We start from the raw sequence: 11,723 nt of genomic DNA, 5'->3' as shown, positions 1-11,723 counted from the left end.
GGCCCAACCCTGAACGGAATTGTGGTCATTTATGGAACAGTCGAAGTTGCGCAAAGTCGGTCTGGCCGTGGCGCTGACGGTGGTGGCCGGGCTGGTGTTCTACACGGTGCAGGCACCGGCCGAGGCGCCGCAGTACCTGACCGCCACGGTCGAACGCGGTGACATTGAGAATGCGGTGCTGGCCACCGGTCTGCTGGAGGGCATCCGCCAGGTGGACGTCGGCGCCCAGGTCTCGGGGCAATTGAAGTCGCTCAAGGTCAAGGTCGGCGACAAGGTGAAAAAGGGCCAGTGGCTGGCGGAGATCGATCCGCTGGTGCTGCAGAACACCTTGCGCCAGGCCCTGGTCGACGAAGAGAACCTGCAGGCCCAGCGCCGGGCGACCCAGGCCCAGCTCAAGCAGACCAAGGCGATCTACGAGCGCTACCGGGACTTGCAGGACGATGCGTCGATCTCGCGGCAGGACTTCGAGACCGCGCAGTCGAACTACGAAGTGCAGGCCGCCAACCTGCTGGCGCTGGATGCGCAGATCAAGAGCGCGCACATCCAGATCGACACCGCCAAGGTCAACCTGGCCTACACCCGGATCGTCGCGCCCATCGACGGCGACGTGGTGGGCATCGTCACCCAGGAAGGCCAGACCGTGATCGCCAACCAGCTGGCGCCGGTGCTGCTGAAACTGGCGGACCTGGACACCATGACGGTCAAGGCCCAGGTGTCGGAGGCCGACGTCATTCACATCGCGCCGGGGCAGGAGGTGTACTTCACCATCCTCGGCGAGGACAAGCGCTATTACGGCAAGCTGCGCGGCACCGAGCCTGCGCCGCAGAACTTCCTCGAAACCCCGCCGGCCGGCACGCCGAAGCAGAACACGGCGGTGTTCTACAACGCCCTGTTCGACGTGCCCAACCCCGACCACCGCCTGCGCATCGCCATGACCGCCCAGGTGCGGGTGGTGCTCGACACCGCCAAGTCGGTGCTGACCGTGCCGGTGGCCGCGCTGGGCCCGCGCAACGCCGACGGCAGCTTCCCGGTGCGGGTGCTGGACGCCAAGGGCCATGCCCAGGCGCGCAACGTGCAGACCGGCATCAACAACAACGTCAAGGTGCAGATCAACCAGGGCCTGGCCGAAGGCGACCGGGTGGTGATCGGTGATCCGGTGACCCGCACGGCAGGGGCGTGAGCATGAGCGAACCCTTGCTGCAACTGAGCGGCATCAGCCGCAGTTTCACCGCCGGCGACCGTGAGTTCCTGGCGCTGAACAACATCAGCCTGACCATCGAGGCCGGGGAAATGGTCGCGATCATCGGCGCCTCGGGCTCCGGCAAATCGACCCTGATGAACCTGCTCGGCTGCCTCGACTACGCCACCGCCGGCAGCTACAAAATCAACGGCCAGGAAACCCGCGACCTGGACAACCAGGCCCTGGCCGAACTGCGCCGCGACCATTTCGGCTTCATCTTCCAGCGCTACCACTTGCTGCCGCACCTGAGCGCGGTGCACAACGTCGAGATGCCGGCGATCTACGCCGGCACCCCGGAACCGCAGCGCCACGCCCGGGCCAAGGAACTGCTGGCGCGGCTGGGCCTGGACGGCCATCTCACCCACCGGCCCAGCCAGCTCTCCGGCGGCCAGCAGCAGCGGGTGAGCATCGCCCGGGCCTTGATGAACGGCGGCGAAGTGATCCTCGCCGACGAACCCACCGGCGCCCTCGACACCGCCAGCGGCAAGGAAGTGATGCGCATCCTGCTTGAGCTGCACGCCGCGGGGCACACGGTGATTCTGGTGACCCACGACCCGAAGGTCGCGGCCAACGCCGAGCGGATCATCGAAGTCAGCGACGGCGAGATCCTCAGCGACCGGCGCAACGAGCGCGAGGCCGATGCGCTGCCCAACGACACCGCCGCCGCCCCCAAGGCCGGCGGCACCCGGCGCCTGGTGGCGAGCCTGGGGCTGTTCAAGGAAGCGTTCAACATGGCCTGGGTCGCGCTGATCTCGCACCGCATGCGCACGTTGCTGACCATGCTCGGCATCGTCATCGGCATCACCTCGGTGGTGTCGATCTCGGCCATCGGCGAGGGCGCCAAGCGCTACGTGCTCAACGACATCCAGGCCATCGGCAGCAACACCATCGACATCTACCCCGGCGCCAGTTTCGGCGACAGCCGCTCAGGCTCCATCGAAACCCTGGTGCCCGCCGACGTGACCGCGCTCAACGGGCTGTTCTACGTCGACAGCGCCACCCCGGTGGTGGGGCGCAACCAGTTGCTGCGCTACCGCAACATCGACGTCGATGCCCAGGTCAACGGCGTCAGCCACCAGTACTTCCAGGTGCGCGGGATCAAGATGGAGGTGGGCATCCCGTTCAGCGAAAGCGACGCCCGGCGCCAGGCGCAGATGGTGGTGATCGACTACAACACCCGCCACCGGCTGTTCGGCGACGGCGTCGATCCGCTGGGACAGGTGATCCTGATCGGCAACCTGCCGTGCACGGTGATCGGCGTGGCGGCGGAGAACCGCAACCTGTTCGCCAGCAAGACCCTCAACGTCTGGGTGCCCTACGAGACCGCCGCCGGACGCCTGCTGGGCCAGCGCTACCTGGACAGCATCAGCGTGCGCATCAAGGACGGCCAGCCGAGCAAAGTGGTGGAAGACAACGTCACCAAACTGATGCTGCAGCGCCACGGCACTAAGGACTTCTTCACCAACAACCTCGACAGCGTCATGCAGACCGTGGAGAAGACCAGCCGCTCGCTGGCCTTGCTGCTGTCGCTGATCGCGGTGATTTCCCTGGTGGTGGGCGGCATCGGCGTGATGAACATCATGCTGGTGTCGGTCACCGAGCGCACCCGCGAGATCGGCATCCGCATGGCCGTCGGCGCCCGGCAGTCGGACATCCGCCAGCAGTTCCTGGTGGAGGCGGTGATGGTCTGCCTGCTCGGCGGCGCCATCGGCATCGCCCTGAGCTACGCCATCGGCCACCTGTTCTCGGTGTTCATCAAGGAATGGGAAATGGTGTTCTCGCCCCTGGCGGTGCTCACCGCCGTGGTCTGTTCGAGCCTGATCGGCATCGTCTTCGGCTTCGTCCCGGCGCGCAACGCGTCCAGGCTCGACCCGATCGAGGCGTTGGCGCGGGACTGAACGGGCGCCCATGACAATTCGCCGCGACATGATCGCGGCTTTTTTTGCGCTTGTTGAACAGCTTATTTTCGCAACAGAAGCGTCCTTCAAAATTTAGAGAATCCCCCTACAGCTATCCGTTTTTGGCCTTGGTAGCGTGCCCGCCCATTCTCGCGAGCACGAACCATGGAGGGTTTGGACATCGCGCTCCTTTCCTCATTGCGCAAGGATAAGCGTATGTATCGGCCGACCGACGCGGCGCACTTCGTGTTGCGGATTCCCCCTTTCCGTCACGACTCCAGGGTGCTGGCCTTCAGCAGCACCGAAGCCCTCGGCACCTCCTGCCGCATCCACGTTGAGCCCGGCGTCACCCCCCATCAGCGGCTGGACAACCTCAACAGCGCATTGACGCAGCAGTTACTGACTGAAAAGGACCTCGCCCCATGAGCGCCGAAAAACTAGCCATGGTTGACCAGGCTGCTCAGGCCTACCGCGCGGCCAGAGCCCAGCCCCATGTGGACATCAACAGCCCGGTGATGCCGTGCCCGGCGAGCCAGGCCGAGCTGTTCGTCGTGCCGGTGCGTTATGCGCTGGCGCACGAGCAGGCCGAAAGCGCCTGCGTCATTCCCGGCGTCACCCCCGGGAGCCGCCCGATGGCGGCCCGTCGCCTGCGGGAAGGGTTCGTGTACCTCTGGCAGCATCAGGGGCCGCTCAGGCGGTTTGCCGTCTCGCCGCAGGGGCTGTTGCAGGAGCAGGCGCTGGATGCTGCCCCCGGCCCGGTGGCCGACGCGCCGTCGGCCGGCCTGCGATTGGCGAAAGTCCACGACGCCTGGATGCTGTACAGCGAATTTCCGTTGAACGCCGAACACTGCCGGGCGCTGGGCGACAGCGACGCCAAGCGCCGCCAGCACATGCGCCAGATCGCCTTGCGCACCGTGGCCGACGAACTGCAGGCGCCGCATTGCCCGCCGCTGGACAAGGGCGAGGCGGTCATGGCCGAACTCATCCCCGGCACCTACGCCCGCTCGATGAAGGCCGACCGCAAGGACAACGCCGAGGACACCGACGCCCTCGGCGCGACGCTGCTGAAGGATCCGACCCGGGCCAACATCAAGGCCTACACCGATGCCATGCACCGCGCCCGTGAGCGCGAGCGTGTCATCGCGCAACACCCCGGCGCCAGCGACCAGCCGCCGGGCGAGTGGAGCGCCGAACCATGGGACGGGCAGGGCACCCGCGACTGGCTGGACAATGCCAAGACCCAAGCCGAGGGGCTGTACGCGGTGTTCGCCTGCCTGGACGACGACCTGGGCGTCTTGCGCGACATCAACCACGAACAGGAACGGCTGGAAGCCGATCACGAGCAGTGGCTGGGCGAGAACAGCCTGCGCCTGAGCATCGGCGGCTTCGTGCGCAGCCTGATCACCGAGGATGGCGCCGAACTGGCCGGCGACCTCAGTTACCGCTACAAGGACCGCGACATCCGGCTCACGCCCGAACAGGGGCAGGTCATCCTCGACAGCCAGCATCGGCTGGATGAGGAACTGAAGTCCGAAACCCGCGCCCGTCAGCACGGCGGGCAGCCGGGCCCGGCAGAAACGGCGGCCCGCGATGCCCGGATCGCCGAGATCCTGGCCCCGGTGCGCGGCTTCATCCCGGCCGACCTGCACCACGAGATCCAGGCCGTTGTCCGCGAGTATCGGGCGCAGAAAAGCGCCAACCGCGACAACCATGCCTTCAGCGCCAAGGTCGGCGACTACATCGACCTCGATGCGATGGACACGTGGTTCAGCGACACCGCCGCCGCGCATTTCCGGCAGCTGGAGCAGCGCCACACGGTGCTGTTCGCCGACCGTGGCGTGTACCTCAAACGCTCGGCCAGCGGCACCTGGTTCGTCGACTACGACGACCTGCCGACGCGCCGGTGGCTGAGCGAACTGGCCGCCGGCTGCCTGAGCGCCCAATGCATCCGCGCCCAGGGGGCCGAGCAGTACGCCGACCATGTGCGCTCGGCCGACGGCGGCGCCCTGCGGCAACTGTTCAACGCCTGGACGCCGTCGCTGGAAGCCGCCGTCAACAACGCCTCGCGCCTGAGCGAACTGCTGGCCGCGCTGTCCGCCGACAACCTCAGCGCCACCCATCAGGCACTGGCGCCGCTGGGCAGCGACATCCTCGACGACATCGCCGGCATGGCCCGGGACACCGCCAGCCAATGGAACATGCTGGTCAACCGGCTGGGCGCCGCGCTGCTGTTGCTCAAGGGCGACAGCAGCTTCAGTGCGTCGTGGATGAGCCTTTTCATCGCCGCAAGACTGGGCGGCGAAAGCCGCTTGCAGCGCGTGAACGAGGGCGCGCGGCAGGTGTGGAAGCTGCTGGGTCAACGGGCCGAAGCCCTGGATGAATGGGTGCGCAAGACCGGCAAGGCGATCGGGGCCGGGCGGGGAGAGCGGATCCTGAACTCGCCGGCGGTGGTCAACAGCGGTGGCGTGGTGCCGTTGGCGGCGTTGCTGGTGAACGTGGTGAATGTGCAGAACTACTTGCGCGAGGCTGCGGTGCTGGAGGGAATGGGAAGCCGGCGGGTGAATGACACGGTTTCGGCGAGTTTGTATGGGGCGGCGGCGTTGGTGGCGGTGGTGGATAGTCAGGTTAGGGTGGGGTTGGGGAGGGATAGATTCTTCATTCGTTTATCTGCGGCTCCAGTGCTTACGTTGTTTGGTGGGGTGATTGGTGGGTTGTCGGCGGTTGCAGCATCGTCCGAATTCAAGTCTCTGCAGGAGCAAATTGAAAAGGCCCATAACGCCGTCGATCCATGGCTGGAATTGCGTCAGATCGTGGTCGGTGGGCAAGCAGCCGCCTTCGGTGCCCAAGCGATTTTAGGGTTTGGCTACACCGCCCGCGCCTTGGCCGGTTCTATAACTGTGGACGTCGCCATCCTGCGCTACACGCTGTGCATGGGCCCGCTGAACTGGGTCATCGCCGCATTGGGCGTGCTGTACCTGACGGCCTGGATCTTCGAGAAAACGCCGCTGCAGCATTTCCTGAGCACCTGCTGCTGGTCCAAGGCACGGGCGGGCGATTTGGCGCCCATCGCGCCGAAAGCCCAGCAGGACGAGCTCGACCGCCTGTACCTGATCCTCTATACGCCTCGGGTCAGCATGAGCAGCAGCGCAAGGCCGGCCCGTGACGACAGCTTTGCCGGCCTGAAACATGTCAGCGCCGTTGACGCGCTGACCATCGACCTGCCGGGCGCCGAACCCGGCAGTGCCTACCTGGAGCTGAGCATGATCGGCGATCCCATCGACACCCAGGGCTACAGGCACCTGATCAAGAACAGCCCGGCCAACGGCTACAAGGCGCCGCGGCCCTGGCGAGACCTGGCGCCGCACTGGCTGGCCGGCAGCCGGTGCGGGTGGATACCGGTCAAGGAAGGCCAGGGGCTGCGCCTCAGCGGGCCGTTCAAGGAACTGCCGAACGTTCTCGGTTCCCCGCCGAGCACGGTGTCGTTCCGCTTGCGTTACCGCACGCCCCTCACCGGAATGCTCGGTGCCCGCACGTTCATCGGCGGGGAGCGAGGGCTGGCGTTTACCCTGAACAACGACACCGGCGTCGTCGCGCTGCGGGGCGACCCGACCCCCGAGCTGGATCGCGTGCCGAACTACCCGCTCGGCGACGATCACCCCGGCGCCATTTACCTGCAACCCAAGGACAAACGATGAGCACGCCAACGGCAGGCACCACGAAAAAAGGGCTGTTTTCGCGCAATGACTATCTGGCGCCGTTGCCGATCCCTACGGGGAAGAAACCCTGTGACGTGCTCAATACCATCTGGCGCAAGAACGATGTCTTTATTGACATCGGCAACTACAGCATTGGCTCGGCGGTGATGGCGATGTGGCCGGGAGTTGTGTTGTTTTTAGCCATTTCATTCTTTATTCGAAACATCGACCCTGAATTCAGTCGCGATGTTCTTATCCTGGGCGCCTGCATCATGGCCCTCCCGATTTTTTGGTTGATCCAGGGCCTCCTCCGCGAAGTCCCCTTGCCCGTCCGCTTCAACCGCCAGCGCCGCGAAGTCTGCGTGCCCAGCGACAACGGCGAATACTGGATCGTCCCCTGGGAAACCGTGACCGCTGCCGCCACCCAGCATTCATCGGTCAGTCAGGGCGGCAGGGTTACGATGGGCCTGCTGGTCATCGGCTTCGAAAACCCCGACCCGACCGCCAGCGAGGACAACAGGCATTTTTCGCTGGGTTTCCCTTGCGGCGGCGGTACCACGGCGATGGCGTTGTGGGAATGCATGCGCAGTTACATGGAGATCGGGCCGGAAGCCGTTGAGGATCAAACCGCTCGATTCGATTGGTCTAAGGGAATCTGGGCGACATACCTGGACGATCTGATCAACGCTGCGAAATTGAGAGGTTGGCTCATAACCGCACTGTGGGAAGGGTTCTGCGGAATTTTCATATTCAACACATTGCTGATCGATGTGCTGGAGCGCTGGAAACTGAATCCACCCCCCGACCTGACCCACCCCGACATCCTCGAATGGTCAAAACCCCTGCCGCCCGAGCAATGGGCCCAACGCTCCCCGGCGCTTGCAGCCGCCATCGCCCAGCGCGAAGCGGAATTGGCGGCTCAATCCGAGGCGCCGGCATGAGCACGCCAACGGCCGGCACCACGAAAAAAGGGCTGTTTTCGCGCAATGACTATCTGGCGCCGTTGCCGATCCCTACGGGGGAGAAACCCTGTGACGTGATCAATACCATCTGGCGCAAGAACGATGTCTTTATTGACATCGGCAACTACAGCATTGGTTCGGCGGTGATGGCGATGTGGCCGGGAGTTGTGTTGTTTTTAGCCATTTCATTCTTTATTCGAAACATCGACCCTGAATTCAGTCGCGATGTTCTTATCCTGGGCGCCTGCATCATGGCCCTCCCGATTTTTTGGTTGATCCAGGGCCTCCTCCGCGAAGTCCCCTTGCCCGTCCGCTTCAACCGCCAGCGCCGCGAAGTCTGCGTGCCCCGCGACAACGGCGAATACTGGATCGTCCCCTGGGAGACCGTGACCGCCGCCGCCACCCAGCATTCATCGGTCAGTCAGGGCGGCAGGGCCACGATGGGCCTGCTGGTCATCGGCTTCGAAAACCCCGACCCGACCGCCAGCGAGGACAACAGGCATTTTTCGCTGGGCTTCCCTTGCGGCGGCGGCACCACGGCGATGGCGTTGTGGGAGTGCATGCGCAGTTACATGGAGATCGGGCCGCAGGTTTTGCCGCAGACCAACGACTTTGAGGGCGGCCGGGAAAAGCTGCGGGGCCGGGGCGTTTTCTGGGGTACTACTTGTGCGTATCTGGATGGTATCCGGCAATACTGGGTGGCGCAGGAGTTCGGCAAGGCGGTGTGGCTGGTGATAGGCGGCATCCTCTTGAATGGACCCCTGGCGATGATGTTGCAAACCTGGAAATTATCGCCGCCGCCCGACCTGACCCACCCCGACATCCTCGAATGGTCAAAACCCCTGCCCCCCGAGCAATGGGCCCAACGCTCCCCGGCGCTTGCAGCCGCCATCGCCCAGCGCGAAGCGGAATTGGCGGCTCAATCCGAGGCGCCGGCATGAGCACGCCAACGGCCGGCACCACGAAAAAAGGGCTGTTTTCGCGCAATGACTATCTGGCGCCGTTGCCGATCCCTACGGGGGAGAAACCCTGTGACGTGATCAATACCATCTGGCGCAAGAACGATGTCTTTATTGACATCGGCAATTACAGCATCGGTTCTGTCGTGATGGTGATGTGGCCGTCGCTGCTGGTTTTTGTATTTATGGGGTACATCACCCCAGACCCTGGATTGATCTGGTTTGCAGCACTGTTAATCATGGGTATCCCTACGATTTTTGTAATCCAGGGGTTGTTCCGCGAAGTCCCCTTGCCCGTCCGCTTCAACCGCCAGCGCCGCGAAGTCTGCGTGCCCCGCGACAACGGCGAATACTGGATCGTCCCTTGGGAAACCGTGACCGCTGCCGCCACCCAGCATTCATCGGTCAGTCAGGGCGGCAGGGCCACGATGGGCCTGTTGGTCATCGGCTTCGAAAACCCCGACCCGAATGCTTTGGAAGACAATAAATTTTTTTCGCTGGGCTTCCATTGCGGCGGCGGCACCACGGCGATGGCGTTGTGGGAGTGCATGCGCAGCTACATGGAGATCGGACCAGACTCCGTCCCCGACAGCCGAGTCGGCATAGCGCCTTACGAAGAAACACAAATCGGATCGCTGTTCGTCGATGTGCGCAAAGGGGACATAGTGAGTGTTGTGTGGGGCATTTTCTGCATCACGATTCTGGGCACCTATCTGGCGGAAAAGCTGCAGGACTGGAAGCTTTCCTATCCACCGGAACTGACCCACCCCGACATCCTCGAATGGTCAAACCCCCTGCCCCCCGAGCAATGGGCCCAACGCTCCCCGGCGCTTGCAGCCGCCATCGCCCAGCGCGAAGCGGAATTGGCGGCTCAAGCCGAGGCGCCGGCATGAGCACGACCGCCAGGGAGCGCATCCTGGCTCCCCGGCGGTCGTGCGCGTATCACGCGGCGTCGGTGGCGTGCTCCTCCGGCGAATACATCCAGCGCATCAACGAGTGCCGGCCGCTGATGCCCAGCTTGATCGCGGCGCGCTTGAGGTAGCTCTCCACGGTGTTGACCTTCAGTTGCAGCTGCTCGGCCAACTCCGGTGCGGTGCGCCCGGCGAGCAGGCCGACGCACACTTCCGTTTCGCGGTTGGACAGGCGCAGGCCCAGTTGCTGCACGCGGTCGTGGAAGCGCTGGCGCAGGGTGTCAAGGCCTTGCTGCACGCTTTCCAGCAAGGCCTGCGGGTGTTCCTCCGGCGGTTGCAGGGCGTGGATGTGCTTTTCCACCATGGGCAGCAGCACCGGCGAGATGTCCTGCAGCAGGCCGCGCTCCTGGGCGGAAAAGCGCTGGGAAGGGCAGCGGTACACGGAGATCACGTAGCGGTAGCCGTCCTTGCGCCGGGTCAGGTGCAATTGCGATGCGTCGGTGGCGGCGGCGGGCTCGCATTCGGCGGGCTTGCTGGACGGGCCGACGGTGCTGAGTTCGGAAAATACCGTCTCGGCCAGCAGGGCGGGGTTCTTCACCTCTTCCGGGGCATTGCGGGCCGCCGAGCGGCCCACCGGCTCCACGCGCATCTGTCGGATATGCATGGCATCCACCGCCAGTTGCGTGCGGATCAGGTCATGCAGCATCCGCGGAAAGTGGCGGCTGCCGGTGCTGGCGATGACCTTGCCGATGTGGGGGAACAGATGTGAGTTCATATGTTTCATCCATGAGTGGCTATGGGTTACTCGTTTCCGACACACCGGATGCCAACTCCGTGGCCGGTGACTGCGCGTCGGAAATTGGATCCTATCCTAATACAACGATTCAGAGACGGTTTAATGAAGGGGCTATTAGCTAATAACCGGGGGGAGGGCGTTCGTGCCGGCCAAACACGGGGGCGGCTGTTTAAACCGCTGCGTTTAAAGACACCCACGGTTACTTCCCCAAGGCTACGACGCCTTGCGCCGTTGCCTACGCCTGCGCCAGAATCCGCCGGCTTGTGCGTCTGGGGGGCGGGTCTTATCGTTTTCGGGTCACTGAAGAACAGTGATCGGGTTTGGTAGCCCGGACATTCCAGGCGCATTACGCCACCTTGCGCAGACGTCGCTTTCGTCTGTGTGCTTGATGGTGGCCATGCGCAGGGCTTCTTCGGAAGCGCCGGGTTCCTGGACCGGTCTACCAACCTGTGTATGGTCGCCACCCTTCGTTTGGTAGCGAAGGGTGATGACTCCTAAAACGTTTGCCCAGGAGATTCATCTATGTTCAAACCAACACCGAATCCACCCGTCACCGATCCGGCGTCCCCCTACGAATCCGCCGATTCCCGAAAACTCAACGAAGCCGCCGAACGCGCCCTCGACCACTACCTCAACCCTCCGTCCCCTCTGCTGGGCCACCGTCAGGCGCCCGAGCCGATGTACCTGGCCAACCCGGTCTACGACACCGAGTCCCTGCTGGCCAACGCCAGCGAATCCCTCGGCTCGGCCGGCGCCATGCTCAACAACTTCGCCGCCGTGCTGGAGCCCATCCACCGCAAGACCGCCGTCGGCATCGCGCAACTGGTGATGCTGGGGGAGGTGGCGGTGAATCAGGCGCTGGATAACGTCGAGCCCAAGACGTAAGGGCAAAACCTCTGCGGCGGGCCGATGTGGGCTGGCCGCAGAGTGATTATTTGCAGGGCGGTTGTTGAGTGTCGGCCTGAAAACCAACTACAGGAACTCGACATCCGGCGCGAATTCCGGGTACTCAGTTTTCATGTGTGCGAGGCATTTCTGCAGGAACCTTGCCTCTTCCGGCAATCGCCCCGACAGAGTGTTCCACCCTAAAAGATGCAGGTGCCGAGGCATTTCGACGAGCCCCGTAATGGCGTCCCAGAAAGCATCCCAGTTGCAGCCGTACCAGCTAGGGAACTGAAAAGAATCTCTCAATACAGCATGCAGTTCGGCGGAACTTCTGACTTCACTCAAGTCAATTTTCACGAGCGATAAGCGGGACATCG

At 63.9% G+C, this 11,723-nt stretch carries 10 protein-coding genes; 8 read left to right on the top strand and 2 right to left on the bottom strand.

What is annotated here, in order from left to right; all coding sequences use genetic code 11:
- Positions 1 to 31: 31 nt before the first annotated feature.
- The 7 genes from macA (at position 32) to ACIP0B_RS04840 (ending at position 9,647) form a co-directional block, all read left to right on the top strand.
- Positions 32 to 1,180: a macrolide transporter subunit MacA gene (gene macA, locus ACIP0B_RS04870; protein ID WP_400830201.1), complete on the top strand. Its 1,149-nt coding sequence runs from the start codon at positions 32 to 34 to the stop codon at positions 1,178 to 1,180.
- Positions 1,181 to 1,182: 2 nt separating this feature from the next.
- Positions 1,183 to 3,138 carry a MacB family efflux pump subunit gene (locus ACIP0B_RS04865; RefSeq protein WP_400830200.1) on the top strand — a complete coding sequence of 652 codons (1,956 nt, stop codon included), beginning with the start codon at positions 1,183 to 1,185 and terminating at the stop codon, positions 3,136 to 3,138.
- A 165-nt stretch (positions 3,139 to 3,303) separates the two neighbouring features.
- Positions 3,304 to 3,564: a hypothetical protein gene (locus tag ACIP0B_RS04860; protein WP_400830199.1), complete on the top strand. Its 261-nt coding sequence runs from the start codon at positions 3,304 to 3,306 to the stop codon at positions 3,562 to 3,564.
- Positions 3,561 to 6,833, top strand: coding sequence for a toxin VasX (locus ACIP0B_RS04855; RefSeq protein ID WP_400830197.1), 3,273 nt, complete (start codon positions 3,561 to 3,563; stop codon positions 6,831 to 6,833). The genes ACIP0B_RS04860 and ACIP0B_RS04855 overlap by 4 nt, the downstream gene beginning before the upstream one ends.
- Complete coding sequence (locus ACIP0B_RS04850) at positions 6,830 to 7,774, top strand: hypothetical protein (RefSeq protein WP_400830195.1); 945 nt, start codon at positions 6,830 to 6,832, stop codon at positions 7,772 to 7,774. Before ACIP0B_RS04855 ends, ACIP0B_RS04850 begins: the two co-directional genes overlap by 4 nt.
- A complete protein-coding gene (locus tag ACIP0B_RS04845; RefSeq protein ID WP_400830194.1) occupies positions 7,771 to 8,736 on the top strand; it encodes a hypothetical protein in 966 nt (321 codons plus the stop codon). Before ACIP0B_RS04850 ends, ACIP0B_RS04845 begins: the two co-directional genes overlap by 4 nt.
- Positions 8,733 to 9,647 (top strand): hypothetical protein, encoded by a 915-nt coding sequence (locus ACIP0B_RS04840; RefSeq protein WP_400830193.1) that lies wholly within the window; start codon positions 8,733 to 8,735, stop codon positions 9,645 to 9,647. The genes ACIP0B_RS04845 and ACIP0B_RS04840 overlap by 4 nt, the downstream gene beginning before the upstream one ends.
- 49 nt (positions 9,648 to 9,696) lie before the next feature.
- Here the strand turns inward: ACIP0B_RS04840 and ACIP0B_RS04835 are convergent, their stop codons facing one another.
- Positions 9,697 to 10,440 carry a helix-turn-helix transcriptional regulator gene (locus tag ACIP0B_RS04835; protein ID WP_400830191.1) on the bottom strand — a complete coding sequence of 248 codons (744 nt, stop codon included), beginning with the start codon at positions 10,438 to 10,440 and terminating at the stop codon, positions 9,697 to 9,699.
- A 543-nt stretch (positions 10,441 to 10,983) separates the two neighbouring features.
- Here ACIP0B_RS04835 and ACIP0B_RS04830 point away from each other — a divergent pair.
- Positions 10,984 to 11,346, top strand: coding sequence for a DUF6124 family protein (locus ACIP0B_RS04830; protein ID WP_085585534.1), 363 nt, complete (start codon positions 10,984 to 10,986; stop codon positions 11,344 to 11,346).
- An 87-nt stretch (positions 11,347 to 11,433) separates the two neighbouring features.
- On the opposite strand, the gene ACIP0B_RS04825 is transcribed toward ACIP0B_RS04830, so the two are convergent.
- Positions 11,434 to 11,721: a barstar family protein gene (locus ACIP0B_RS04825; RefSeq protein ID WP_400830189.1), complete on the bottom strand. Its 288-nt coding sequence runs from the start codon at positions 11,719 to 11,721 to the stop codon at positions 11,434 to 11,436.
- Positions 11,722 to 11,723 lie beyond the last annotated feature (2 nt).

The organism is Pseudomonas sp. NPDC089534, from assembly GCF_044749305.1.
In the GTDB taxonomy this organism is placed as follows: Bacteria; Pseudomonadota; Gammaproteobacteria; order Pseudomonadales; family Pseudomonadaceae; genus Aquipseudomonas; species Aquipseudomonas ekonensis.
Note: the sequence above shows the minus strand (reverse complement) of the source record. Positions and strands in the feature narration are given on the sequence as shown.